The 23,944-nt window shown below is 31.0% G+C and carries 33 protein-coding genes; 25 read left to right on the top strand and 8 right to left on the bottom strand.

Annotated elements, in window-relative coordinates; all coding sequences use genetic code 11:
* Positions 1-192 precede the first annotated feature (192 nt).
* The gene (locus C661_RS0108975) at positions 193-666 is read left to right on the top strand and encodes a hypothetical protein (protein ID WP_017414982.1); all 474 of its coding nucleotides are present in this window, start codon (positions 193-195) and stop codon (positions 664-666) included.
* A 64-nt stretch (positions 667-730) separates the two neighbouring features.
* On the opposite strand, the gene C661_RS0108970 is transcribed toward C661_RS0108975, so the two are convergent.
* The gene (locus C661_RS0108970; protein ID WP_017414981.1) at positions 731-1,654 is read right to left on the bottom strand and encodes an alpha/beta hydrolase; all 924 of its coding nucleotides are present in this window, start codon (positions 1,652-1,654) and stop codon (positions 731-733) included.
* Positions 1,655-2,009: 355 nt separating this feature from the next.
* Between C661_RS0108970 and C661_RS0108960 the strand changes: the two genes are divergently transcribed.
* Positions 2,010-2,279, top strand: coding sequence for a hypothetical protein (locus C661_RS0108960; protein ID WP_017414980.1), 270 nt, complete (start codon positions 2,010-2,012; stop codon positions 2,277-2,279).
* 39 nt (positions 2,280-2,318) lie between these two features.
* On the top strand, positions 2,319-2,567 hold the full coding sequence (locus C661_RS0108955) for a hypothetical protein (protein ID WP_017414979.1): 249 nt from the start codon (positions 2,319-2,321) through the stop codon (positions 2,565-2,567).
* A 64-nt stretch (positions 2,568-2,631) separates the two neighbouring features.
* On the opposite strand, the gene C661_RS0108950 is transcribed toward C661_RS0108955, so the two are convergent.
* The 5 genes from C661_RS0108950 to C661_RS0108930 all read right to left on the bottom strand — a co-directional run bounded on the left by C661_RS0108950 (position 2,632) and on the right by C661_RS0108930 (position 5,134).
* Complete coding sequence (locus tag C661_RS0108950; RefSeq protein WP_017414978.1) at positions 2,632-2,937, bottom strand: spore coat protein; 306 nt, start codon at positions 2,935-2,937, stop codon at positions 2,632-2,634.
* Between the two features lie 57 nt (positions 2,938-2,994).
* A complete protein-coding gene (locus C661_RS0108945) occupies positions 2,995-3,222 on the bottom strand; it encodes a hypothetical protein (protein ID WP_017414977.1) in 228 nt (75 codons plus the stop codon).
* Positions 3,223-3,393: 171 nt separating this feature from the next.
* On the bottom strand, positions 3,394-4,530 hold the full coding sequence (locus C661_RS0108940; protein ID WP_017414976.1) for a zinc-dependent alcohol dehydrogenase: 1,137 nt from the start codon (positions 4,528-4,530) through the stop codon (positions 3,394-3,396).
* Positions 4,531-4,548: 18 nt separating this feature from the next.
* On the bottom strand, positions 4,549-4,911 hold the full coding sequence (locus C661_RS0108935) for a spore coat protein (RefSeq protein ID WP_017414975.1): 363 nt from the start codon (positions 4,909-4,911) through the stop codon (positions 4,549-4,551).
* A gap of 13 nt (positions 4,912-4,924) precedes the next feature.
* Positions 4,925-5,134, bottom strand: a complete 210-nt coding sequence (locus C661_RS0108930; protein ID WP_017414974.1) for a hypothetical protein — start codon at positions 5,132-5,134, stop codon at positions 4,925-4,927.
* Positions 5,135-5,637: 503 nt separating this feature from the next.
* Here C661_RS0108930 and mnmL point away from each other — a divergent pair.
* The 4 genes from mnmL to C661_RS0108910 all read left to right on the top strand — a co-directional run bounded on the left by mnmL (position 5,638) and on the right by C661_RS0108910 (position 8,890).
* The gene (mnmL, locus tag C661_RS0108925) at positions 5,638-6,573 is read left to right on the top strand and encodes a tRNA modification radical SAM protein MnmL/YtqA (protein ID WP_017414973.1); all 936 of its coding nucleotides are present in this window, start codon (positions 5,638-5,640) and stop codon (positions 6,571-6,573) included.
* On the top strand, positions 6,574-7,302 hold the full coding sequence (locus C661_RS0108920; RefSeq protein ID WP_017414972.1) for a 2-phosphosulfolactate phosphatase family protein: 729 nt from the start codon (positions 6,574-6,576) through the stop codon (positions 7,300-7,302).
* Positions 7,303-7,685: 383 nt separating this feature from the next.
* Positions 7,686-8,444: a threonine/serine exporter family protein gene (locus tag C661_RS0108915; protein WP_017414971.1), complete on the top strand. Its 759-nt coding sequence runs from the start codon at positions 7,686-7,688 to the stop codon at positions 8,442-8,444.
* Positions 8,441-8,890 (top strand): threonine/serine exporter family protein, encoded by a 450-nt coding sequence (locus C661_RS0108910; protein ID WP_017414970.1) that lies wholly within the window; start codon positions 8,441-8,443, stop codon positions 8,888-8,890. Before C661_RS0108915 ends, C661_RS0108910 begins: the two co-directional genes overlap by 4 nt.
* 436 nt (positions 8,891-9,326) lie before the next feature.
* On the opposite strand, the gene C661_RS0108905 is transcribed toward C661_RS0108910, so the two are convergent.
* Positions 9,327-10,250, bottom strand: a complete 924-nt coding sequence (locus C661_RS0108905) for a response regulator (protein WP_017414969.1) — start codon at positions 10,248-10,250, stop codon at positions 9,327-9,329.
* A 424-nt stretch (positions 10,251-10,674) separates the two neighbouring features.
* Between C661_RS0108905 and C661_RS0108900 the strand changes: the two genes are divergently transcribed.
* Entirely contained in the window at positions 10,675-11,277 is a 603-nt protein-coding gene (locus tag C661_RS0108900; protein WP_017414968.1) for a DNA-3-methyladenine glycosylase family protein, read from the top strand.
* 509 nt (positions 11,278-11,786) lie between these two features.
* A complete protein-coding gene (locus tag C661_RS0108895; RefSeq protein WP_017414967.1) occupies positions 11,787-12,344 on the top strand; it encodes a 4Fe-4S binding protein in 558 nt (185 codons plus the stop codon).
* Positions 12,345-12,622: 278 nt separating this feature from the next.
* Here the strand turns inward: C661_RS0108895 and C661_RS0108885 are convergent, their stop codons facing one another.
* A complete protein-coding gene (locus C661_RS0108885; protein ID WP_017414965.1) occupies positions 12,623-14,062 on the bottom strand; it encodes an MATE family efflux transporter in 1,440 nt (479 codons plus the stop codon).
* 733 nt (positions 14,063-14,795) lie between these two features.
* On the opposite strand from C661_RS0108885, the gene C661_RS0108880 reads away from it, so the two are divergent.
* The 16 genes from C661_RS0108880 to C661_RS0108805 all read left to right on the top strand — a co-directional run bounded on the left by C661_RS0108880 (position 14,796) and on the right by C661_RS0108805 (position 23,921).
* Positions 14,796-15,017, top strand: a complete 222-nt coding sequence (locus tag C661_RS0108880) for a DUF1659 domain-containing protein (protein WP_017414964.1) — start codon at positions 14,796-14,798, stop codon at positions 15,015-15,017.
* Positions 15,018-15,019: 2 nt separating this feature from the next.
* On the top strand, positions 15,020-15,193 hold the full coding sequence (locus tag C661_RS23620; protein WP_017414963.1) for a hypothetical protein: 174 nt from the start codon (positions 15,020-15,022) through the stop codon (positions 15,191-15,193).
* 12 nt (positions 15,194-15,205) lie between these two features.
* Positions 15,206-15,424 carry a DUF2922 domain-containing protein gene (locus C661_RS0108870; RefSeq protein WP_017414962.1) on the top strand — a complete coding sequence of 73 codons (219 nt, stop codon included), beginning with the start codon at positions 15,206-15,208 and terminating at the stop codon, positions 15,422-15,424.
* 431 nt (positions 15,425-15,855) lie between these two features.
* On the top strand, positions 15,856-16,389 hold the full coding sequence (locus tag C661_RS21555; RefSeq protein ID WP_017414961.1) for a methyl-accepting chemotaxis protein: 534 nt from the start codon (positions 15,856-15,858) through the stop codon (positions 16,387-16,389).
* 265 nt (positions 16,390-16,654) lie between these two features.
* On the top strand, positions 16,655-16,819 hold the full coding sequence (locus tag C661_RS23615; protein WP_017414960.1) for a hypothetical protein: 165 nt from the start codon (positions 16,655-16,657) through the stop codon (positions 16,817-16,819).
* Positions 16,820-16,905: 86 nt separating this feature from the next.
* Positions 16,906-17,070: a hypothetical protein gene (locus C661_RS23610; protein WP_017414959.1), complete on the top strand. Its 165-nt coding sequence runs from the start codon at positions 16,906-16,908 to the stop codon at positions 17,068-17,070.
* A gap of 418 nt (positions 17,071-17,488) precedes the next feature.
* Entirely contained in the window at positions 17,489-19,279 is a 1,791-nt protein-coding gene (locus tag C661_RS22710) for a sensor histidine kinase (RefSeq protein ID WP_083861640.1), read from the top strand.
* Positions 19,280-20,044: 765 nt separating this feature from the next.
* Positions 20,045-20,392 carry a hypothetical protein gene (locus C661_RS0108845; RefSeq protein WP_017414957.1) on the top strand — a complete coding sequence of 116 codons (348 nt, stop codon included), beginning with the start codon at positions 20,045-20,047 and terminating at the stop codon, positions 20,390-20,392.
* A 41-nt stretch (positions 20,393-20,433) separates the two neighbouring features.
* Positions 20,434-20,994, top strand: coding sequence for a hypothetical protein (locus C661_RS0108840; RefSeq protein ID WP_017414956.1), 561 nt, complete (start codon positions 20,434-20,436; stop codon positions 20,992-20,994).
* 38 nt (positions 20,995-21,032) lie between these two features.
* A complete protein-coding gene (locus C661_RS0108835) occupies positions 21,033-21,464 on the top strand; it encodes a GNAT family N-acetyltransferase (RefSeq protein WP_017414955.1) in 432 nt (143 codons plus the stop codon).
* Between the two features lie 44 nt (positions 21,465-21,508).
* A complete protein-coding gene (locus C661_RS0108830; RefSeq protein ID WP_017414954.1) occupies positions 21,509-21,955 on the top strand; it encodes a hypothetical protein in 447 nt (148 codons plus the stop codon).
* A gap of 66 nt (positions 21,956-22,021) precedes the next feature.
* Positions 22,022-22,654, top strand: a complete 633-nt coding sequence (locus C661_RS0108825) for a hypothetical protein (RefSeq protein ID WP_017414953.1) — start codon at positions 22,022-22,024, stop codon at positions 22,652-22,654.
* 44 nt (positions 22,655-22,698) lie between these two features.
* Positions 22,699-22,878, top strand: coding sequence for a hypothetical protein (locus C661_RS0108820; protein WP_017414952.1), 180 nt, complete (start codon positions 22,699-22,701; stop codon positions 22,876-22,878).
* 53 nt (positions 22,879-22,931) lie between these two features.
* Entirely contained in the window at positions 22,932-23,147 is a 216-nt protein-coding gene (locus C661_RS0108815; protein WP_017414951.1) for a hypothetical protein, read from the top strand.
* Between the two features lie 63 nt (positions 23,148-23,210).
* Positions 23,211-23,360 (top strand): hypothetical protein, encoded by a 150-nt coding sequence (locus C661_RS23940; protein ID WP_017414950.1) that lies wholly within the window; start codon positions 23,211-23,213, stop codon positions 23,358-23,360.
* Positions 23,361-23,633: 273 nt separating this feature from the next.
* Positions 23,634-23,921: a hypothetical protein gene (locus C661_RS0108805; protein WP_017414949.1), complete on the top strand. Its 288-nt coding sequence runs from the start codon at positions 23,634-23,636 to the stop codon at positions 23,919-23,921.
* Positions 23,922-23,944 lie beyond the last annotated feature (23 nt).

Genomic DNA, 23,944 nt, shown 5'->3' with positions numbered 1-23,944 from the left:
TTACGTTAAGAAATATAAGGAAATAATGAAATTATTAGATTAAAAGGTCTGAGAATTAAATATAGAAATTTTATAAAATAACTTGAAGATAAGAGTCACCTCTCAATATTTTACAAATATTATGTTAGTAAAGATATTGAAAAAGGTGGCTTTTTTATTTTACAGATTCATAGGAATTTCTAGGGGGGATATATGAGAAAGGGGTATAGCATAGTAATTTTAATTATAGTTACCGCAATTGCTTCAATGGGGATTACTAAATTAGTTTCAAACCATACTGAACCTAGTTTTTACAAAATTGATTATCTAGCAAGGGATATAAAAATTGAAGATTTCCAACTGGTTTCCGTAGGTAAAAGTGTATATATTCCTATGGGACTTAAGATACAGTATAAGGGAAATAAAAATGTAAAGGTAAACTTTTTAATCATTGGGTTAAAAAAAGGTGAGGAGTATCTTTTTAGTATGACCACGGGTAACTTTGAATTTACAACAGAAAATAGGGAAAAGTACTTCCCATCTAATACTTATCTAAAGAAAATAGATATATCTAAAGATACAAACCTAGATTTAATGGTGGAATACGAAATTGGTATTGATGTGGTAAGAGAACATATAAAGATAAACTTAGAAGATTATAAGAACAAAGACATATTAAGGGATTAATATACTAAATTAAAAAAGTAGTAGCCTCCAAAGGTTAGTGGAAGCTACTATTTCCATGTTTTATCTACAGTAGAGATTTAATCCATTGAATAGTATCCCTCATAACTTGTTCCTTATTGAGCTCATTAAGCATTTCATGTCTCCCACCAGTATATAGCTTATAGGTGACACTTTTAATATTTAAAGTTTTATAAGTATTATATAGATTTATTATACCTTTCCCGTAATTACCTACAGGATCTGCATTTCCAGCGAAGATATAAATAGGTAAATCTATAGAGATGTTATTTAAGTTTTCTTTCTGATGAATGGTTTTCATACCTTTAAACAAATCATAGAAAAAGGACACAGGAAACAATGTGCCGCAGTAAGGGTCTGCTATATACTTCTTAACTTCCTCTTCATCCCGTGTAAGCCAATCAAAAGGAGTATTAGCAGGAGTAATCTTTTTATTATAACTACCAAAGGCTAGTTTATCTATAAACTTGCTTTTATGTTTTCTGCCTTTAGAGTTCATAATTAATTTAGCAAGGAATATTCCTAGGTTTACAGTTGCTGGAGGCTTTCCATTAGTACCAGAGAGAATAACCCCAGCTAAGCCTTTCCCATATAGCTCTATATATCTTTGAGCTAAAAAGGAACCCATGCTATGTGAAAAAAGTATTATTTTCATTTCAGGGTTTTCTTCTCTTATAATATCCGTAAGCTTTTTCATGTCTTCAACCATATCCTCAAAGCCACCATTATCACTTATATATCCAAGCTCCTCTATGGAATTTGAAGATTTGCCATGACCTCTATGGTCATTCGCATAAACTAAAAAGCCTTCCTCAGTTAATCTTTGGGCAAAGAGCTCATATCTTATAGCTCTTTCACTCATGCCATGAGCAATTTGTATTACCCCTTTTATCTTAATACTAGGAATCCATTTATGGACGTTAATTTCTATTCCATCCTTATTTTTAAATGTAAAATCTTCTCTAATCATTTTAACACCTTCTAAATTAGTTATTTATGTGTATTTATAAGAAACTCAAAATTTAATTGTCCTAAGTTTTACGTGATATAGAATAGGCAGCTTAATAGTAATGTTAATAATTGTGTTGGCATTGAATTCGTGAAATTTAGGTTGATATTATTTTACCACATTTAGGTAAGAGTTTAAATTCAAAGTGCTATATAGCAATAAAGATTAATATATAACTTAGTAAGGAGCTTCTTGAAAATTTATATCTGAAAGTTTTCCAACGTGTTTTAGGAGAAATGTTAGTTTATTTTGTATACAAATGTAATAAATTTACTTATAATATAATTAAAGGAATTGGCATTGAGGAGGAAGTTATATGAGTTTTGCTATTAATATTTTATTATTATTATTAATGTTTATTATTGGTTTTGGATTAGGACATACAACCTTTAAGAAGAAATCTTGGTACTATGATGTAATGTTAGTGGTGCTAATTGTTATTTCAACTTGGATAGGGGTAAGCACTTATATTATAGATGCTTGGGAAGTTCAATTAAGAATGCCACAAGCTTTACAAATGATATTTTTGGGAATTTTAGTGAGAAGAATATTAGGCTTACGTTTTAAAGCTGCTAAAGTTAGTTAGTGTGTTTTTACAAACTTATTTAGGGAGGATTATAAGATTGTGATTGTAATACTAATCATATTAAATATTCCTATATACAAATGGTTATTTAAGAAGTTTTTTCCAAGTAATGGGGAGTTTACAGAAGCATTAAATTATTATTTTACGCCTGATTTATTTTCCCTATTTAAAGGTAATTACACAAAGGATGTGCTAGCAGAATTTAAATTGGGAGCTTTGGTTTTTTGTTGTATTATTTTAAATGTACTAGAATATGGCGTAGTTAAATTTATTTATAATCTTTTCTAGGTAAATAAATTAAAATCCCCTAAACCATATGGTGAGCTTCACCAAAGTAGTTTAAGGGGATTTTTTATTTCATCTTCTCAGCAAGAGTTAGTGCGGTTTCTGTTACTTTCATATCAACTTCAAACTGCTCTTTTAGATTGTAGGAGTGATAATAGCCATTTTTTATCATATAATTTGTAATGGTTGCATGAGTTGCAATGGCATGTCTTAACTGGCTTTTAAGAACTTCTCTTACCTTTGGAGATGTGGTTTCAGTTAATGCCATGGAATAGTTTATTACTCCGTTTTTAGCTGCTATTAAAAAGTCAGTGGCAATAACTTGGTCAGTAAGTTTATCCATGCCAGTAAGCATTTCAACTAGTGTATTCATAAATTCACCGTCCTGTATATCTTTATTTATTCTCAGATTCTCTAACTTTGTAAGTGTCTATATGTTAGGAAGTCTATCCCAGTCACTTTTAGCCTCTTCCATTAGAGTTTTTAATTCCTTTATATGCTCTTCTCCTGAGATAGCATCTTGGTTTAATATATCCTTTAGTTCTTCATCAGAAACCAACTTTGACATGGTGAGAGATTTTGTTAAGCATAAGTTTTTAAAGGTTAATATCTCGTGTAGTTGAATACTTTCATGAGGTGCTATACATTGATTTTTCATTGATTCATCTCCTTAACATTTAAGTAAGTAGCTTATTGCTTGCTTTCACTTATTAAGTTGTATCAAGCTTTTTAGGCCTTATAATGTGTTGATAAATAATAATCTATGAATAGATAAGAGTGAATAAATTACCTACTCATAATCAAATTAAGCTGTAATAAGATTTAAGCTTTATGGTTTAAGAATAACCTTAATACATCCATCAGTTTTTGTATCGAACACATGATAACCATGTTCTGCTTGTTCTAGTGGTAATTTGTGAGTAACTATATCACTAGGATCAATTTTCTTTTCAACTAACATATTATAAAGTTCCTGCATATAAGGAATTACTGGTGCTTGCCCTGTTCTTATATTAACGTTTCTTGCAAAGATATCTCCAAGAGGGAAGCCGTTATATCTTCCACCATAAACCCCTGTTAGTTGGATGGTTCCACACTTTCTAACTGCTTGAGTAGCCATTACAATAGCCCCCATAGCCCCACCGTGAAGTTTTGCACCAGTTGCCAAAAACTCAAGAGGTGTCATCTTTCCATCCATGCCCACGCAGTCAATTACTACATCGGCTCCACCTTTGGTAATTTCCTTTATATATTCTCCAGTGTTTTTATGTTGTTCAAAGTTTATTGTTTCAACCTTATTATGACGTTTTGCATGATCTAAGCGGTAGTCTATGTAATCTACAGCAATTACTCTTTCAGCACCCTGCATCCAAGCAAACTTTTGAGCTAAAAGACCTACAGGACCACAGCCTAAAACAACTACTGTATCGCCAGCTTTAACTCCACCGTTAATTACACTCCAGTAGGCCGTTGACATGGCATCAGAAATTAATAACAGACTTTCATCTTCTACTTCACAATCATCTGGTATTTTAAAAGGAGTAAAATTTCCATAAGGAACTCTCATGTACTCTGCCTGACCGCCAGGAAAGCCACCAAAGGTCTCAGTATATCCAAAGAAGCCACCTGCTTCTCCGTGAGGATTGGAATTATCACACTGGCTTGTAAGTCCGTGTTTACAGAAAATACATTCTCCACAGCTTACATTGAAAGGAACAATAACTCTATCTCCCTTTTTTACCTTAGTAACCTCTGGCCCAACTTCTTCAACAATTCCCATAGGCTCATGACCAATGATATAGCCTTGAGGAAGATTGGGAACCATATCATGTATTAAGTGCAAATCAGAACCACATATTGCTGTACTAGTCAATTTAACAATAATATCATCTTTTTTATGAATCTTAGGATCTTCTACTTGTTTAACCTTCACGTTCTTTATACCTTGAAAGGTTACAGCTCTCATAAACTTTACCTCCTGCGTTTATTTATATGGAGTTGCAAACATACCCAGTCTGCTTGTATCTCCAGGGAATAAGTCCATTTTTGCAATTTCTACTGTAGTTTGGGAAGACTTAAGGTCTAACCTAAACTGTTCATTTAAATCATAAGGATGAAACCATCCCTTTTTTATCATTAAATTAGCTATTTCTTCATGAAGATTGATTGCGTTTTCTAGTTGAGTAATTAGAACTTCTCTAACCTCAGGAGTTGCTGCTTCTGTTAGAGCCATGGCACAGTTTCTCACCCCTGTTTTAGCAAGAAGTAAAAATTGAAGAGCTACGGTGTTATCAACAAGATTTGGCATACCTTCTGCATTTCTAACTTCTAAATAATCATTTATCAAGGTTATTCACCTCCTATTTTATTGTTGGTGCTTTAGAAAGTAAGTCTTGTAGTGTAGCTACGGACATGATGGATTGCTCTACATCCTTAGCCATTAAAGCTTTAAGCTCTTGATCAAATACTATACCTTGCATCATTTTTGATGTGGCCATACAAATTGTCTTAAAGTTGAGCATTTCGTGGACTTGCATGGTTTCATGCAATGCTAAACATTGTTTCTCCATAAAAGTGACCTCCTAATTATTTCTAACAAGTGTATTCTTCCACTGATAAATATAGATTATGTAATAAAGTTAAGTAAGCACACCTTAGTAAGCTGTATAAGGTTTAAGGCTAAGGATTATATTATTTAGCTACTAAGGCTTTAAGAAATTGGTGTGAATTTATTTAATATAAGTGGAGGTGTTAGTTTTAAAATAATTAAATATTCATAGTTCAGGGAGCCTAGTAATAGAAAAATCTAAACCTATGGAAATTTTTATTTTATAGGGGTAAACTATTACTTGAAGAAGAAAAAACGTTGCTTAATGTGGACAATATAATAAAATGTGCATAATTAATTAAATCATTGAAATTACTGTGGATTAATTTATCTATAAGAAAGTATTATATTAAGCTTTAATAGTGAGACTAAAGTTTAGATAAGACAATAAATAATTATGAAGTTAGCTAAAGTTTAAATTTAAGATAAATTAAGGAGTTTAAATTATAAAGAGTGAGGTTACATATGACAAGACAATGGAATGGTAAAAGATATCATAGCCTTAATTATTTTTTAAGGGAAAAGTTTGGAGAAAAGGTTTTTAAAATATCTTTGGATGCAGGATTTTCCTGTCCTAATAGGGATGGGACCATAAGCAAGGGCGGTTGCGTTTTTTGCTCTGAAAGAGGCTCTGGAGATTTTGCTGGAGATAGGTGCTTTTCTATTACTAAGCAGTTTGAGGATATAAAAGCTATGATGAATAAGAAGTGGAAGGATGGAAAGTATATTGCATATTTCCAGGCCTATACCAATACTTATGCACCGATAGATGTGTTAAAAGCAAAATATGAAGAAGCAATAACTCAAGAAGATGTAGTAGGACTTGCTATTGCTACGAGACCAGATTGTTTAAGGGATGAAGTGTTGGATTTACTAGAAGAATACTCAAAGAAGGTATATACCTGGGTAGAACTTGGTCTACAAACCTCTAAAGATGATACTGCAAAGCTTATAAACAGAGGTTATAAGCTAGAGATTTTTGAGGAAGCAGTGAAAAGGCTTAGAGAAAGAAATATAGATGTGGTGGTTCATGTAATCTTTGGTCTTCCAGGAGAAAGCAGAGAAGATATGCTTAATACTATAGAGTATTTATCACAGATGGATGTGCAGGGAATTAAGCTTCACTTGCTTCATTTAATGAAAAATACTCCACTAGAAATCTTATATAGTAAGGGAATGCTAAAGCTCCTAGAAATGGAGGAGTATCTAGAATTAATTACAACAGCTATAACTATACTTCCAGAGGAAATTGTAGTTCATAGACTTACAGGGGATGCCCCAAGGGAGCTTTTAATTGGTCCAATATGGAGTCTTAGAAAATGGGAAGTTTTAAATGCCATAGATAAAAAACTTCAAGATGAGGATTTATATCAAGGAAAGAACTTTATAGGAGGTATCTAAATGAAAGTAGATATAATTATTTCAGCATCAGATATAAAGAAGGAAAAGCTTAAGGAAAAAGTGGTAGTAGTAATAGATGTGCTTAGGGCTACTTCTGTTATGGTGACGGCACTTAATAATGGATGCACAGAAGTAATTCCAGCAAGAGAAATAGAAGAAGCTTTAGAAATAGTTGGGAATGAAAGAGAAAAATATATATTAGGTGGAGAAAGAAATGCCCTGAAAATAGAAGGTTTTGACTTTTCAAACTCTCCGTTAGATTACACAAGAGAAAACGTAGAGGGAAGAACTCTTGTGATGACTACTTCTAATGGAACAAAGGCTATTAAAAACAGCGAAGGGGCAGAGCATATTTTTATTGCTGCCATGATCAATGGAAAAGCTGTAGCTGAAAAACTTACAAAACTTAATAAAGATGTGATTTTTGTTAATGCAGGGACTGCTGGTGAGTTTTCTATAGATGATTTTTTAACCAGTGGATATATTATAAATTGTTTAAAGCACATAGCTAAAGAGGAAAATAGCGAAGAGATAGTTTTAACAGATATAGCAACTACTTCACATTATATTTATGAAAAAAATGAAGACCTATTTGGCTTTGTAAAATATGCAACTCATTATAAGAGAATAAAGGAGCTTGGACTTCAAGAGGATTTAAAATATTGCTTAACTAAGGATATTGTCCATATAGTACCTGAATATAAGGATAACAAGATTAAGGTGGATTAGAAGTTATCAGTTAGAGTTACCTTTAATATTCTAAGGAATTAAATTTATATATTAAAATGCTGTACAAAAAGAAAAAGCCCTACTTGGAGGGCTTTTTCCTTATAAAGTTAGTAAAATATCTCTAGGTCCAAAGGATGAAAGGACTTAGAGTGGGGAAATGGGGATTTTCCCGAACTTATGTTCGATATAATTATAAAATAGAAAATTTTGCTTGTCAAGAAGTTTTATCAAGGAACTCTTAAATTTCTTTATGAATTAATAATAAATTTAAATGAAAACAAGTAAAGAAGGTGCTATAATATCTTTGGCGTAGGTTTCAAAGTAGAAAAATTAGTATAGAGGCTATGTATAAGTGAAAAAACTTTTTATTAAGGAGAAGATTTATGGAGGCAAAAAAAGTTTTAGAAATTGCACTTTCTGCAGGACAAATGCTCATTGGAAACGGTGCTGAAGCTTATAGAGTGGAGGAAACCATTGAAAGAATATGTAAAGCGTATAACTTAGAATGTGAATGTATGGCTACGGCAAAGGGCGTATTTATTTCTGTTATAGATGAAAATGAGGAAAAGGTAACTTCTTTAAAAAAGGTTAGGACAAGAAGAGTAGATTTATATAGGATAGAATTAATTAATTCTTTTTCTAGAACCGTTCAACAGGGAAGTATGTCCTTTGAAGAGGCGAAGAAAACCTTAAAGGATATTGAAGGGGCACCTTACTTTAGTTTTCCCTTGAGACTTTTTGCTGCTAGTATGACATCCTTTATTTATTCCTTGTTCTTCAATGGGACAATCTATGATTCCACTATATCGGCAACCATAAGCATAGGAATTTATTATATGTTAGAAAAAGTATCTGGTATAGGTTTTTTTCAATTCTTTGAATTCTTCTTCTCAGGATTTATTATTGGAATTGTGAGCTCCTTTATAGAGAGAATAATGCCTTTTGTAAATAAGGATAATATTATAACTGGAGCAATTATGATTCTCCTTCCAGGGGTGGCACTTACAAATGGAATCAAGGATATTATCTATGGAGATTTTACTTCAGGAATTGCAAAGTTTGGTGAGGCAATGCTAATTATTACTGCCATAGGAGCTGGAATTGGTACAGCACTATCACTTAAAGTGGGGGTAGGGTTATGATTAAACAAATAATACTAGCTTTTCTGGGAAGTATATTCCCAGTAATATTATTTAACATAGATAGAAAAAAGATAATATGGACTGGATTTTCAGGTGCATTCGGATGGGCAGTTTATCTTATTGTGTACAATTATAATAATAGTCCAGTAATGGCTTCCTTTTGTGGTGCTTTCACTGTAGGTTTGTATAGTGAGATATTAGCAAGAAAATTAAAAACTCCAACTATGCAGTTTTCTATTCCAGGGATTTTCCCTTTAGTACCAGGTATAACAGCTTATAATACTGTGAATTTTATTGTAGAACAAAGATATAATGAAGCCTTTTCAAAGGGCATGCAAGTGTTAGGGGTTGCAGGGGCTATAGCTTTTGGTATAATGCTTGCCACAACAACCTTTAACCTTATTATGAAAATAATAAAATTAACAACTAGGCAGAGGAACTTTTAGTTCTTCTGTCTTTTTTACTTTTTCTCATTAGAAGTATTTCATAAACTATAGTATAAAAAGTGAAGCTACCCACGAAAATCCCTTGGGTCTTATTGTCCATGCTAGAAGTTGCCAGAACCATAATAAAAGGAAAGCATAAGAATATTTGAAGAAAACGGAAAATAAAAAATTTATTCATATCATCACCTATATTAAATCATCTTTGTTATAAAAGAAATACAACAATATGTTATGAATTAGTTTATTTACAACGTATGTATTAAGAAAAAGGACTTATTACTTATTAAATAATAAATCCTTAACAATGTAAAAAGTAAGAATATGGAAGTTTGTATATCTTATTTTTACATTTTCCTATGCAAAATTCAATAAAAATATTACAACAAATTCTTATTATTTACTTATAAATTTTGATGATTAATATATTATCATGTCTTTATTGGTCATTTCCTAATCTAGCTTTCAAGCACTTTATTTGATTGCTCTTTGTACAGAAACTACAACCTCGTATTGCTTTATTATTTCTAATATCGATTTGCATTTCATTTAGTAGTCTTATAAGCTGACTCTTTTTACCTTCATCTACTTGAAATTCAACTCCATAATCATAAATATGGTCTTCCACTATATCCATACGGACAATATGGCCAATAAGAAGAAGTTTATGATCTAAAATATTAGTTTGAAACTCTAATACTACTTCAGAACTTATAGGGAGCTTTAATTCTGATAAGAAACGAAAGCCACCACCACTAAGATCAAGGACACATATTTTGGTAAAGGGTGTGTCTACAACCTTGCCTTTTATTTGCAGAATCCTCATATCAGAACAGAGAGGTACAAAAGTCCTAAGTCGGAAGTACCTTCTTCTTTCATTTGAATCCATAGTTGAATTGTTTTCAGAATCCTGAAGATTTACATCTAGTAAGTCATCTAATTCTAGTTGTTTACAGTAATTATAGTATCTTTCCTTATTCTCCTGCGATTCCTTTTCCTTGAAAGCTTCTTGTAAGATTTCAATAATATTATTTTCGTTAAGGGGCTTAGCCAAGTATTGATAAATGAGCTTGCTATTAAAAGCGGCTATAATAGTTTCTAAATCTGGGCAACTACTTGTTAAAAATCTAATGGAATTCGGACTAGAAACTTTATTGATTGTAAGTAAATCAATAGGAGATAGTCCAGACAATTTATCATCAATAAAAATTATATCTGCATCAATGGTATCTAGCATATGTAAAGCTTTTCTAGGGTTAGAGGTTGAATATACTTTATAACCTAAAGGCATTAGTAGCTTTTGTAAAAATTGAACTAGTATAATATCTTCATCTATAATAAGTATCTTATGTTCCTTATTCAATCGAATCACCAACCTTTTTTTTAAGCCCGTATTAAAATTCAACTGTTTATAGTTTTAACAATTAATTTATTACTTGTCCAATTTTCCGTGGGAAAATAGAGTAAAAAAACAGTAGTACCCATATTTTAACATATAAGGGATGGAGGGAGAATATAAATAGTTAAATTTGTTTGCAAAGTTTTAGTATTTTACATATATTGACCTTCAAATTATATAAATAGTGAAACGTTGTTAGAAATAAATTATGAGAGAAAAGAACTTTAGGAATCTAAGGGTTTATAGTAGATAGAGTCATATTCATAACTATTATAATAACTAAAGAAAACAAAGTAAAAAGAGTTGAGAATTAGTATCAACTTATTAATTCAAATTTCTACTAGGTAATGATATAATCTAAATAAAAAGTCTAAGATGGAGAATAAAAATGGAGATTTTTAAATACGGAGCTAAAGAAATAGAATACTTAAAAAAGAAAGATAAAAAACTTGGTGCAGCTATTGAAAAAATTGGTATTATAGAACGTAAGATTAATCCTGATCCTTTTAAAGCCCTAGTTTCAAGTATTGTTAGTCAACAAATTTCAACCAAGGCTGCGGAAACTGTTTGGAATAGATTTACTAATGTTATTGGAGTAGTTACACCAGAAAATATTGAAAAGGTGAGCCTTGAAGAAATTCAGGGTTGTGGTATGAGCTTAAGGAAAGTAGGATACATTAAAGGAATTGCTGAAGCTGCCATTTCTGGAGAAGTAAACTTTGGGGAACTTAATGATTTAACTGATGGGGAGATAATAAAAAAGCTTTCTGCCTTAAAAGGTGTAGGTGTTTGGACTGCTGAAATGCTCTTGATTTTTTCTTTATGTAGACCTGATGTAGTAAGCTATGGGGATTTGGCTATTCGCAGAGGAATGATGAATTTATATGGACTTAAGGAGCTTCCAAAGGAAAAATTTGAAAGATATAGAAAAAGATATTCACCTTATGGTTCAGTAGCATCATTGTATTTATGGGCTCTTTCAGTATTATAGCATGAGATTCAGTGGATATAGCTTAATATAATAATACCATTAAATTAGTGGTATATGTTTTATAAGGTTATTCATCTGTAAAAGCCTTAGGGGAACCAATCTAGGTTTAGGTATGCGTTACTTAGAATTTTGGTTCCCCATATTTAAAGACCCAAACATGATTTATAATATGGTTAAGCTTTAAAGGTATATGATTCTATTTAATTATATTTTGTGTTATTAAGTGTGAATGTTAGATTAGTAGTAAAGTATTCTTAGACTTGAAGTGCTAGGTTGATTATATGTACCAGAAGGAATCCTAAAAAATACCATAATAAATTTTTAATGCAGTGGTTGACATATTAGCACATATATCGTAATATCTGAATATAGTGATTAATATAAATCACATGGGCACTTGAGAAGATTTTAGGAAACCTTATGGTTAAGGTTAGATATAGCAGTTATACTAAGTTGGTTTTAGTTTTTTAATGTAATAAATATATCAATTAATCTAATGGAGGTACATCATGGAGAAGAAAAAAAGAAAGTCGCATCAAGGTTGGTCATGGATACTCATGGTAACTTTTTTAACTTTATCAATACTAGACTATAGATTCGGAATTTTAGGAGTAGTATGCATGGGGGCACCCATGTACCATGCTATTAGAGGACGTGGAAAGGTTCATTGTTCCTTTTATTGTCCAAGAGGATCTATTCTAGGAAAGTTCCTAAAGGATATAAGTTTAAACAACAATTTACCTAAAGCTGCTAAATCTAATTTGGTAAAAAATCTTTTATTAACTATCATGATTACTTTACTTACAATAGCTTTATATCATGCCAATCATGACGGGTTTAATTTTTTAAAAACAAGCTTTGCGTTATTTAGATTTATGACTATATCTTTACTAGTAGGTACAATAATGGGGATTATTTTCAAACCAAGAAGTTGGTGTCAAGTCTGTCCTATGGGCCATGGTACAGCATTAATAGATAAGGTAGTAAAAAGTAAAACATCTAACCGAAAAACATCAGTTAATAAGGGGGTAGGGCTAAATGGGAACAATGAAAAAGTCGCTAGCTAGTGGATTAGTGCTTTGTGCAGTGTATGGAATCTATGTACTTATAAATTTAAAACCTATGTAAAGAGGAATATTGCAAAATAATTTTAGTAAGAGAAAAATTATCTCAAACGCATATAATTATAATTAATAAGGATAAAACCTTCAGTTATGATAAAAGCAAATTATCATAACTAAAGGTTTTATTTTTGGTTCAGAAGAAGTTTAGTATTTCAGAACAGATAGTTTAGCATTATTACACTGATAATGCTTTTTTCATGATCCCAATATTGCTGGAACAACTATGATATAGGCTCAACTTCTTCAGAAGCTTCTTCATTTGATATAGCGTTTTTGGAACTTGTTTCATGGATAAGCTCTTCCTTAGAAGCCTGGCTGTTATTAAAGCTAACCTTCACAAGAGATTTGTTTTTCCATTTTCCAGATCTATAATAAATAACTGTGGCTATGGCTCCAAAAGTCCAACCAGCGGGTATAGACCACCAAATTCCATTACTTCCAAGGAAGGAAGATAGCACATAGGCTATTGGAAGTCTTATAAGCCATAGGGATAATATAGAAATTATCATTGGGAAAATGGCTTCTCCAGCTCCTCTGTGAACACCATTTATTATGAACATAGCACCTACTACAAAATAAAAGGGAGCAACTATATTTATATAATTTGCACCTTCAAGAACAACTTGAGGTTCATTAGTGAAAATTTCCACTAAAGGCTTAGCAAATAAGATTAATATCAAGGCTATACCAATAGACATTACAGTTGACATTATTAAAGTGGTATTCAGCCCTTTTTTAACTCTTTCTGGTTTATTCGCTCCAATATTCTGGCCTACAAAGGTGGAAATAGCTGCACCAAAGTTCATTATTGGCATAGAGGCAAAGGAATCTATTTTTGAAGCAGCGGCATAAGCAGCCATAGTGTTTCCACCAAACCCATTAATAAGTCCTTGTAGCATCATCATTCCGAAAGAAAATACCATTTGTTGAATTCCTGAAGGAAGACCTATTCTAATACTATCTTTAAGAATAGCTTTATCAAATTCTAAATGTCTTATATTAATTTTAAATACCTTATGACGTCTATTTAAGTAGATTACGGCTAAAACAAAGGATATGGCTTGGGAAATAATGGTGGCCCATGCAGCTCCACCTACCCCCATATTAAATTCTAAAATGAATAGAAGATCCAAAACTATGTTTATTATTGAAGAGATAATTAAGAAGTATACTGGTGTTTTGGAATCTCCAAGTCCCCTTAAGATAGCACTTACAGAGTTATAACCAAACATACCAATAAGTCCAATAAAAGTTATATCCAAATAAGCCTTGGATTGGGCAAAGATTTCTTCAGGTACATTTATAAGTCTTAAAATAGGGCCCCCAATTATAAGGCCTAGAATAGTTATAAAAATAGAAGCAAAAAATAAGGTTATATAAGCTGTGTCTATGGTTTTCTTAACCTTATCCATGTCTTTGGCTCCAAAGTATTGAGAAATTAAAATAGTTGATCCCATGGTTACTCCCATTATTAAAGAAATAAGTAAGAAAATTATAGGAAAGCTAGTGCCTACTGCTGCAAGTGCATCCTTACCTAAAAACTTTCCAACAATGATGCTATCCACAGTGTTATAAAGTTGTTGGAATACGTTTCCCACCAGCATAGGAAGGGCAAAATAAAATATAAGTTTAGCTTCACTGCCTTTTGTCATATCTTTCATTCAGATGTCCCCCTTTTAAGTTATCAGATTTGAAAATATTTAACATGAGAAAAAAATTAAGGCTCTAAATAAGCCTGTGATTACTTTCCTTAGTATTATAATTTTCATGTGTTTAATTCTAGTATCAAATTATAAAGCTTCAGATATTATAATAGGTTTTCCTAAAGTAAAAAACCTTTAGGGAAACGAAATATATGTGACTATATTATTATACTATAACAATGCTTGTTTACTCAATTTACAGTTGTGAATAAAGTGTAAAATATGAAGAAGAATATGAAAAACTTTATATTGGTTTTAGGAGCATATTTATGTGCTTTAATTTATTATGCTTGTAGGTGTAATTTGCAGACCTGTGAAAAATTATGTTTAGGGAATTTGTGAAACTGGTGTATAAAATTTATTAACACGAAAACGGATAGTTATCCACAACTAGTAAGACTATTAAACCCTGATTGTGGAGGAATTTTCATAATAATCACAAATTTAATCCACATTATCCACAAAGTTATTAACAATTGCTATCCACAATGTTGTTCACAGCTTTTCTCGTGACAAGAATGGTTTATTAAATAAGATATTGTTACACTATTAATTAAGACAAATTTGCCTTGATCCACAAGACATAGATGCCCTCCAAATAATTAAAATCCTTTAAAAAGTAAAAAAGTTTCAAAAATCTATGAAATCTCTCTTTAAACTGCATATCTAAATGTTGAAGGGAGTTGATAGTATGATAAATTCAATTAAAAAAACATCAGCAGTTATCTTAACTTACAAGGTGGGGGTTAATGGAAAGGGGGAAGATGTATTTACATCTCAAAGATTCGCAAAAGTCAATAAGGCAGCCACTGATGAGGAAATTCACAATTTTGCAAAGGCTATGGAAGCTTTATTAGCTTACCCACTATATGAGGTTAAAAAAGCAGAAGATTTCAGTATAGTAGAGGCTTAATTATGAAAGGGGTAGTTTATCTAGTGAAGGAAGTTATAAAGTCATTTCTGGATAATCTACTTATAATAGCAATAGGTTTAGTTAAAAGCTCTAGGGTGAATCAACTTAAAAACATAAGCTTTGAATTTACCAATGGAGAAGAAACAAAATTTATTTTAATTTATAAGAGAAAATAAGGAGGAGATTATATGAGTAAGGATTTATTAATGGGATTTTCAGATATAAAGGGAGCAAAGGTTACCTTAAGATTAAGGAACGTAAAGGATATAATCACTGAGCAGGAGATTAGTACTGCTATGGATGCAGTGATGAATTCTAAGCTTTTCCAGGGGAAGAATGGAGAACTTAAAAACAGGGAATACGCTACTATAGTTGAAACTAATAAAACTATATATGATGAGATTTAATAAGGCTTTATCGGGACAAGCCTCCTAGGGTCTATGGGGAGGAATAATCTGAATAATGAATTTTGTTCATAGCTGAATCTTTTAACAGAGAGGTGCATTTGCGCCTCTTTTTTTATGAGTAAAAGTAAGGATGCTTCATAAAAATAAAAGCTCTAGTTATGAGTACATGCAAATTTACAAAAATAACAGTAGTTTTGTATAATATGCAGATAAGAAAAGTTAAGGCTTAATTTTCGCATGAAGCTAATTGGTTTACTTAAGGCTTTTTGAAGTGAATAAATTAAAGCTTGCTCTTTTTAAAACGAAAATATTAGGGTAGCAAAGCTTGGAGTAGGTATAATTTATGGTAACTTTTATTGGCTTTATGTAGAGATTCTGTTAATTGATTATGTACTAAGGGCATGCTATACTAAAATTGGAGGGGATCAATTATGAAAGAAGTGAATTTTGATAGTAAGAGTTTAGACAACCAGTCTGAGATTAAAGAAATATCTGACACCTTATTTGGTGCACTACAACAAACAAATGCAAGCTCAGAAGAGATATCTTCTACATCACAAGACTTGTCTTTAAGTATAGATAAAGTTATAGAACTTGTAAATCAAACTAGTGGAAAGATTGATGAGTCTAATAGCTTAATAACCCTTATTCAAGGAATTTCTAAAAACTCTAACTTATTAGGGTTAAATGCATCTATTGAAGCATCTAGAGCAGGAGCTGAAGGAGCTGGCTTTAATATAATTGCAAAGGAAATGAGAAAGCTTGCTCAAAGTAGTACTGAATCTGCAGAGAAAATATCAAGAGCACTTTCAGACATAAAGGCAGCTATTGATTTAGTTGTAGCAGAAATCAATAAAGTAGGATTAATAGCATCATCTCAAGCAGCCTCTACAGAAGAGATCACGGCGACGCTACAAGAAATTACCTCTACAGCTCAACTGTTAGTTAATAAGACTATCCACTAATTAATAGAGGTATTACTTAGTAACAGAAATATATATAAAATTATTAGGGATTGTATATGATAAACTCATGTGCAATCTTATTTTTATGGACAGATAAGCAATTCATAGATAATAGCAGGAAATATTAGTAAGGAAGAGGCTATACTTACAATAAAGCAATAGGAGAGATATTAGAACAAATTTGAGATGGGAAATATTTGAATAATTCTGAAAAGTATCATATAATATAGTAAAGTATACTATTTAAGTAATTGGGGGGATTATAATGTCAATTGATGCATTTAGAAAGGCTGCAGCTAAGGATTCAGAGTTTAAGGGGCAAAACGCTGATGTAGAAAAGTATAGTAGAAATAACTCATGGCTTGTTAATGCAGGAGCATGGGGAGTACTTTTATTAATTTGTCTTGCAGGATATTTTATTTTCTTTTAAAAATAAATAAACTTATTTACAATTTAAGATTTTCGTCTTTTCGTTGAATTCAGTTAAATATTTAAAGAATATTGGGAGATGGTATAATGTCAGCAGGCAATTTAAAAGCTCCAGAACTTTATAAGGAAGTTGAAGTCAAGGAAAATGGTACTAATATTAATAATCACAGAAAAAAACAGGGTAGTTGGAAGATTACAGCTATTGCAGGAGCTATAATTTTATTATTCTATCTCATAGTAACTGCTATGTAAGAACAATATAACTTTACTCATATGGTTATAAAGGGGCAATAGCAGTTAATTAGAAAGTTGTAAATAAATCATATAATTTTATTATTCATTTAGAATTATAAATGAGGATAAAGGTTAGCTAAGTGTTTCTATTCTAATATAATTAGATGTAGAAGCACTTAATTTTTTTGAAAATTAATTTGTTAAACGTGTTATGCAAGAAAACTGTAGATAAATGATAAATATTCGTCTAATTTACAGAAAAAAATGGAAATAATGAAGGAAATTTCATATTTTTGTCAAATATATCAAGTGAATTAAAGTGAAATGTATATGGAGGTTGTTTCCTTCGAGCATATTTTCTAAAATACATAGAAGGGCTTTGTGTAAAGTAAAAGGATAAGTTTTTGATAGTTTTATTTTGTTTAGTAATAAGTATATGGATTTTAAACTTGTAAATCTCTATATAAACAACAAATTACTAATTGTTATTACAATGGATAGGGTGATGACTATGGGATATGAAGATTTAACCAAGGACCAATTAATAAAACATATTAAGAGTAAGGATGAGAAAATATCTGATCTAGAAAAACTTGTTAGGGAACAGGAGAAAACATTAAAGGCTCTGACCTTGAGTGAAAGCACTATGAGAGCTGTGATAGAATCAAGTATTGATGGAATTATAGTTAAGGATGAAAACTTCAATATTACTAACATAAACAGAAGCTTTATGAAGATATGGGAATTAGATGAAGAGTGTTTCAATCAAATAGATAGATTTGAGTTAGTAGAGCACTGTAAGAAGAAGGTAGTAAACCCAATGGAATTTGCAGAAAATTTAGATGTTATAACAAGAGAAAATAAGGAACATTGGGATTATATATACTTTAAAAATGGGAAGGTTATTGAACAATTATTTGAACCCCTAATAGTAAATGGTGAAATACGCGGTAATCTTTGGAGTTTTAGAGATATTACTAAGAGAAAAAAGCTAGAAAAAAGCCTTGAAACAAGTGAAGAATTATATAAAAGACTTATTAATAAATTGCCAGATGGCATACTTGTCTATGAAAATGGTAAAAGAATAATAGCAAATGAGGCTGCATTAAATTTTTCAGCAAAAAAACTTAAAAGCTATAATATTGGAGAGTCCTTGAAAATTCATCCTGAGTATAGACAGGTTGTGGATGAAAGAATAAGTAAGCTGTTGAACGAGGAAACTGAGGTAGATTTTCTAGAACAAAAAATTCTTTTAGATGATGGCACTGAAGGGGAAGTAGAAGTTGCAGGATTTTCCTTTAAGGAAGAGGACAGTTTATATGTAACAGCTATTATAAGAGATATAGCTGATAGGAAAAGAATTCATAAACTAGAAATGGATATTTTAGAAAAGTCTATACTTCTTAGTCATGCAGAGGAGTATAGTAGGTTAAAGACTCAGCTTTTTTCAACGGTATCTCATGAACTTAAAACTCCTCTCAATATCATTTTGGGAGGCATTCAATTACTTCAAGATAAGTTAGAGAAAAACCCTAATGACGCAAATATTGGTTTTAGCATTAGTTCTGTAGGTAAGTATTTAAGATCTATGAAACAAAATTGTTACAGGTTATTAAGGCTTATCAATAATTTTATTGATATGAACAAAATAGAAAGTGGCTTTTTCAAGCTAGATTTAGAAAATAAAAACATTATAGAAATCATAGAAAATATTACTCTATCTGTTGTGAGTTATGTTGAAAGTAAAGAAATTAGTATAATCTTTGATACAGAGGTAGAAGAGAAAATAATTGCCTGTGACGAAGATAAATTAGAAAGAGTCATACTTAATTTACTGTCAAATGCCATAAAATTTACAAACCCAGGAGGGAATATACAGGTAAATATTTATGATAGGGGTAATAGTTTAATAGTATCAGTAAAGGATAGCGGTTTTGGCATACCAAAGGATATGCATAGTAAAGTATTTGAACCTTTTACCCAAGGAGATTCGTTACTTAGAAGAAGGGCGGAGGGAAGTGGAATTGGGCTATCTCTTGTAAAGTCTCTTGTAGAACTTCATGGAGGAAAAGTTAGTGTTGATAGTGAGCTAGGAAAAGGCAGCGAATTTATCATTGAACTACCTATAAACTTAATCGAAGAGAGCAAGGATTGTGTTGATAGAGGAGATTTTATAGGGAGTAAGGTAGAAAAAATTACTGTAGAATTTTCAGATATATATGTTTAGAGGGCTTACCATTAAAATATTATTAAGGCTAACAGGGAAATAGGATTATAGAAACAATATAAGGGGAGACACTGAATATATTGTGACTCAATTTTCATGGGATGAGTCAAGATTTGATGTCTTTGAATATAATAATCATATGCTATAAACTGTTGTAGGTCATTGGAAGGAGTCAAAGCCTTTACATATTCGAAAAAATGTAAAGGCTATACTTCATGATTTACATGCCCCAAGGAGTATTGTACTGATTTGAAAAGTCAGAAGAAATAGTGCTACAGATAAAAGAAGGAGTGTGCAAAACTATATGTTGTGGCTTTTACATTAAGAAAGTAACCTTATATAGTTGATGCATTTCTGCAATAAATTTAGTGAATTCTAATAAAAATAAAATACTATATTTTACATTTATATCATGATATAATTAAATTGTAATCATATATTTAACTGGAGTTTTTAATAAAAAAAATGGTTCTTAAAATACATAATTTAATCATAAGATATTTACATATATTCATTAATAAAATATTATAAGAAGCTTGCATTAAGTCGCTGAATAGTCATAAGAAATTCAGCGGCTTTTTTTATAGGATATTTTACTTCTTTAACTTTGAAAAGTTCTTGAGGAGCCTTGAGGTTAGAGAATTTCAGATTATATGTAAAAAACTAAAGATATTACAGGCAGCTAAAAAGGTGGCACGAATACATACTTTTGTTCTAATAATTTTTGTACATGTAAAAAAATACTTAGTTAGAGAGGTGCTCAGTATGAATTTAGAGGAAATCATGAGACTAATAATTGGTATATTATTTGTATTTATGCCAGGCATAGGGATTCCCTTAGTAGCAATAATTGTTTTGGTAACTACAATTGCAGATAAAAATCAAATCCCCATTAAAGATACCTATTGTGAATTACCTAAAGATAAATATGAAATAGTTGATGAGAAGAAGTTTAACTTAATGATGAAGATAAGAGGATATTCCTTTTTTCTACTAATTTTCTTAACCTTATATCTTCAGGTATGGAGCTTAATTGCAATGATTTTAGCTGTACTTCATATGATGATATTTAATTATATGCTGGAGAAATATTATAAGTTAAGACAGGTATAAATCATAGAAGTGAGTGAAATGAGATAAAGGAGAGAGAAAACATGAAGAAAAAAATCTATTATATATTAATTATACTAGTTTTGATTTACGGAGGATTTAGTTTATATTCAAGACCTTACACAATAACCGATGATAAGAAGCAGTTGGAAGAGAATATAGTAAAATTTATTAATAGACCTATAGTAATTACAGACAAAGTAGAAACAAAGCAGGAACTAGACCTTCACAATAAAAAATTTGTTCTATTCTCATATAATAATAAGTTAGCAAATGTAGAGTTAATAAAGGGTATTAACAATAAGTATAAGATTGAGAAAGCTGAGCTCACTGACAAATACTTCTACGATGAGGTAAGAACTACTAGTGATGGCAAGTACTTAATCTTAAAAGGTGAGAATTGCAACAGTAAAATTGCTTACGTAAGAGTTTTATTAGACAACAATGAATATAAAATTAATATACCACAGCAGGAGTATTTTATAACATACTGTAAAGTTCCAATGGAAACAGAAAGAACCTTTATAGGGGTGGGGAATTTAAAAATCTATAATAGCCAGGATGTAGATATTACGGAGGAAATGAACAAGATTTTATTTAAGTAATTCAGAGCAGTAAGAAAGGTTTTTGGGGGGGGATAAACATGAAAATAAGATTATTAGCAATTGAAGATTATGAAAAGGTATATGATTTATGGACAAATACAAAGGGCATGGGGATGCGTAGCTTGGATGATTCCTATGAAGGCATAGAAAAATTTCTAAAAAGAAATCCTACCACAAACTTTGTGGTAGAGGCAGATAATAACCTTGTAGGAGTAATCTTATGTGGTCACGATGGAAGAAGGGGATACATTTATCATACTGCAGTTAACCCAGACTATCGTAGAAAGGGCCTAGGGGAAGCATTGGTGAGTGCTGCTCTAGAAGCTTTAAAAAAGGAAGGGATAAATAAAGCTGCACTTGTGGTGTTTAGTAACAATGATGTAGGAAATAAGTTCTGGGAATCAATTGGCTTTGAAAAAAGGGAGGATTTGATTTACAGAAATATAAGTATAAATAAGAATAACATCTAGTAGATTTTGGTTTAATAGGTGATGAGGGGAAGGGGCGAACTTATATGGAAAAGAAATTATTCAAACATAATACAGGTTTAATTTTAATTATAACGGTTTGTATTGTAACAATAAGTTTTATTGGAATAAAGGTCTTTGCAAACAATAAAAACAATAGTAATTTAACTGCAGAGGAAGTTAAAAAAGTTGAAAAAAACCTAAACATAATAGTATCAGGACCACTTACCAAATCTTCAAATCCCTATGATCAAATTAAAACACATAAACAAGAGTTCAATGAAATTGTAGAATTAGGAAAACCAGTTGTGAGTTACTTTGTAGAACAATTTAAAAGTGGGAAATTAGATGGGAACAGTGAGTGGGTTACAGCATGGATATGCAATGAAGTTCTAGGAGAGGAAAATCCAATAAAGATATGGTCTGAGGATAATAAAAATGGTTGGGATTCAGGTAGGGATTGGTATGAAAAACATCTTTTACTAGAGGATTAGAGCCTTAAAGGGCAATGGCAGACTTTATAAGAATAAAATAAACAATTCAAATATGGAGGGAGAGAATTGAAAAATAAAGAACCCAAAAGTCTTCTTGATGTATTTAAAATTTGTGCCGTTGGATTAGCCATTGTATTTTTAATAACCAAAGGAATCGAAGGCTATAGGGCAGATAAAAAAGAGAAAGAAAGTCGTATGCTATATATATTAACCTTCACAGATATGTATTATAACTACAAAACTGAGCCAATAGAGGCTTGGTTGAAAGTAGATGAAAACTATATGCCAGACAGAGAAAAACTTAATACTTACTTTAAGGATGAAATTAAAGTAAATAAAGAAGTGTATAAGGATGAAAATACAACTATATATTTAGATACCATAAAAGGTGATGACAACAGCTTTTTAAGATTTTATTTTACTAAGGAAGATAAGGTTGAAAAAAACAAAGGTGAACTGGTTACTATTACCAAGGAAATAAAAGAAAATGACCATACAATGTTCTATAATCATGAAAATTCACCCCAAGTTTATGACAAAGACGGGAAAAGCATGGGCAATGCCAGTCTATATAGTGAATTTGGAAAAGGCGAAGACTTTACTATTTCAGTAAAAAAAGAAGACTTAACAAAAATGAATTGGCCCATTAGTTTTAAGATGAATTTAACTAAGGTTTCTTACGAGAGAAAGAAACAATAAGTCTTTCTAATAGTTTTACTAATAATTAAGGGTGGGGGAGAGAAATGGAAGTAAATTATACTGTAATCCTTGTAACTATCATTAATGTAGTTCTTTTGACCGCAATTGGAGTAGTTTTGTACAAGGTAGCAAAGAGTTTTAAAAGATTTATAGAGAGAAATAGAGAGATAGATAAAAAAGTTGATATTATTTTGAAGAAGTTAGAGGAAAGTGACAGTAAGTAAGTTTTCATCTAATAATGTGGGTATAACAGCTTGCCAATTTAGGGAGATGAATTATGAATAAAAGATTTTATATTATTATTGGAACAATATTTTTAATTTCTAGTGGATTTATATACTCTATTGAAAGGTTAACCTCATATATTCATTGGTATTTATGGACAGGTCAGAAGATGATGGAAATTCCTATACCTGGAACTAATATTTTTATTTGGGCCTTTGTAATTATTGGGTTAGGATTTTTTGTGCTTGGCTTTAGAAAAAAAGAGTAGAAAAACAACATTTTATTCATATATAGAAGCAAGTGGTTACAAATTTAAATGGGGGAATAGTAAGTGGAAGATATAGTATTCATATTATTTTATGGATTTTGCTTATTTATGATTATTTTACTAGCAGTTAGGATAGCTATGAGAGATATACTAGCTGAATTTAGAGAGGAACTTATTAAAGATTTCAATGGTAAGAAGCAAGAGAATTTATAAATTTTGAAGCTTAACATTTTCATGTAGTATGTAAATAAATATGAGTTAAGGCGGAAATAGAAAAAGTTGTGAAGCTAGGCATTTGAAAACAAATAACAAGTCAAAGATGTGAAGGATATTTTTAGTTCACAAGCAAACTTGTGCTGACAAGGAAGCAGGTTCCGTAGATAGTGGTGCTATCTAAGGGTTCTGTTGACGCAGTATAACTCAAAATAGACAAACATACTGATTTATTTATTTTTTGAAAATGCCTTAAGTAAAGGGAGTTGTAAAATGGGGGTTAAAAAAGGGGTTAATGAAATAATAAATTCAGTAAAAAATTTAGATAACGAATTTCAAGACATATTAGAAATAGCCAGAGGATGCAAGTTTTCAAACTGCAGTCATACAACTGAAGCTGATTGTGCAATTAAGAAGGCGATTTGTGAAGGAGTTCTCTCGGAAGAAAGGTTTAATTACTATTATAGAGTAAAGCATGAAGCAGAATATGTTTCTGAGCAAAAGAATAAAACTAAGGCTATTGATTATATGAAGCAAAAGAAACTCTTTCAAAAGCCTTAATTAAAGAGAGGAATCCTTTGATA

It is taken from the genome of Clostridium tunisiense TJ (assembly GCF_000300195.1).
Classification (GTDB): domain Bacteria; phylum Bacillota; class Clostridia; order Clostridiales; family Clostridiaceae; genus Clostridium_J; species Clostridium_J tunisiense.
The sequence above is the reverse complement of the archived record's forward strand: the minus strand, read 5'-3'. Positions and strand labels throughout refer to the sequence as shown.

Bases quoted from the DNA above. Each gene is read 5' to 3' on its own strand.
- C661_RS0108975 (WP_017414982.1), top strand. From the start codon at position 193: ATGAGAAAGGGGTATAGCATAGTAATTTTAATTATAGTTACCGCAATT.
- C661_RS0108970 (WP_017414981.1), bottom strand. From the start codon at position 1,654: ATGATTAGAGAAGATTTTACATTTAAAAATAAGGATGGAATAGAAATT.
- C661_RS0108960 (WP_017414980.1), top strand. From the start codon at position 2,010: ATGAGTTTTGCTATTAATATTTTATTATTATTATTAATGTTTATTATT.
- C661_RS0108950 (WP_017414978.1), bottom strand. From the start codon at position 2,937: ATGAATACACTAGTTGAAATGCTTACTGGCATGGATAAACTTACTGAC.
- C661_RS0108945 (WP_017414977.1), bottom strand. From the start codon at position 3,222: ATGAAAAATCAATGTATAGCACCTCATGAAAGTATTCAACTACACGAG.
- C661_RS0108940 (WP_017414976.1), bottom strand. From the start codon at position 4,530: ATGAGAGCTGTAACCTTTCAAGGTATAAAGAACGTGAAGGTTAAACAA.
- C661_RS0108930 (WP_017414974.1), bottom strand. From the start codon at position 5,134: ATGGAGAAACAATGTTTAGCATTGCATGAAACCATGCAAGTCCACGAA.
- mnmL (WP_017414973.1), top strand. From the start codon at position 5,638: ATGACAAGACAATGGAATGGTAAAAGATATCATAGCCTTAATTATTTT.
- C661_RS0108920 (WP_017414972.1), top strand. From the start codon at position 6,574: ATGAAAGTAGATATAATTATTTCAGCATCAGATATAAAGAAGGAAAAG.
- C661_RS0108915 (WP_017414971.1), top strand. From the start codon at position 7,686: ATGGAGGCAAAAAAAGTTTTAGAAATTGCACTTTCTGCAGGACAAATG.
- C661_RS0108910 (WP_017414970.1), top strand. From the start codon at position 8,441: ATGATTAAACAAATAATACTAGCTTTTCTGGGAAGTATATTCCCAGTA.
- C661_RS0108900 (WP_017414968.1), top strand. From the start codon at position 10,675: ATGGAGATTTTTAAATACGGAGCTAAAGAAATAGAATACTTAAAAAAG.
- C661_RS0108895 (WP_017414967.1), top strand. From the start codon at position 11,787: ATGGAGAAGAAAAAAAGAAAGTCGCATCAAGGTTGGTCATGGATACTC.
- C661_RS0108885 (WP_017414965.1), bottom strand. From the start codon at position 14,062: ATGAAAGATATGACAAAAGGCAGTGAAGCTAAACTTATATTTTATTTT.
- C661_RS0108880 (WP_017414964.1), top strand. From the start codon at position 14,796: ATGATAAATTCAATTAAAAAAACATCAGCAGTTATCTTAACTTACAAG.
- C661_RS23620 (WP_017414963.1), top strand. From the start codon at position 15,020: ATGAAAGGGGTAGTTTATCTAGTGAAGGAAGTTATAAAGTCATTTCTG.
- C661_RS0108870 (WP_017414962.1), top strand. From the start codon at position 15,206: ATGAGTAAGGATTTATTAATGGGATTTTCAGATATAAAGGGAGCAAAG.
- C661_RS21555 (WP_017414961.1), top strand. From the start codon at position 15,856: ATGAAAGAAGTGAATTTTGATAGTAAGAGTTTAGACAACCAGTCTGAG.
- C661_RS23615 (WP_017414960.1), top strand. From the start codon at position 16,655: ATGTCAATTGATGCATTTAGAAAGGCTGCAGCTAAGGATTCAGAGTTT.
- C661_RS23610 (WP_017414959.1), top strand. From the start codon at position 16,906: ATGTCAGCAGGCAATTTAAAAGCTCCAGAACTTTATAAGGAAGTTGAA.
- C661_RS22710 (WP_083861640.1), top strand. From the start codon at position 17,489: ATGGATTTTAAACTTGTAAATCTCTATATAAACAACAAATTACTAATT.
- C661_RS0108845 (WP_017414957.1), top strand. From the start codon at position 20,045: ATGAATTTAGAGGAAATCATGAGACTAATAATTGGTATATTATTTGTA.
- C661_RS0108840 (WP_017414956.1), top strand. From the start codon at position 20,434: ATGAAGAAAAAAATCTATTATATATTAATTATACTAGTTTTGATTTAC.
- C661_RS0108835 (WP_017414955.1), top strand. From the start codon at position 21,033: ATGAAAATAAGATTATTAGCAATTGAAGATTATGAAAAGGTATATGAT.
- C661_RS0108830 (WP_017414954.1), top strand. From the start codon at position 21,509: ATGGAAAAGAAATTATTCAAACATAATACAGGTTTAATTTTAATTATA.
- C661_RS0108820 (WP_017414952.1), top strand. From the start codon at position 22,699: ATGGAAGTAAATTATACTGTAATCCTTGTAACTATCATTAATGTAGTT.
- C661_RS0108815 (WP_017414951.1), top strand. From the start codon at position 22,932: ATGAATAAAAGATTTTATATTATTATTGGAACAATATTTTTAATTTCT.
- C661_RS0108805 (WP_017414949.1), top strand. From the start codon at position 23,634: ATGGGGGTTAAAAAAGGGGTTAATGAAATAATAAATTCAGTAAAAAAT.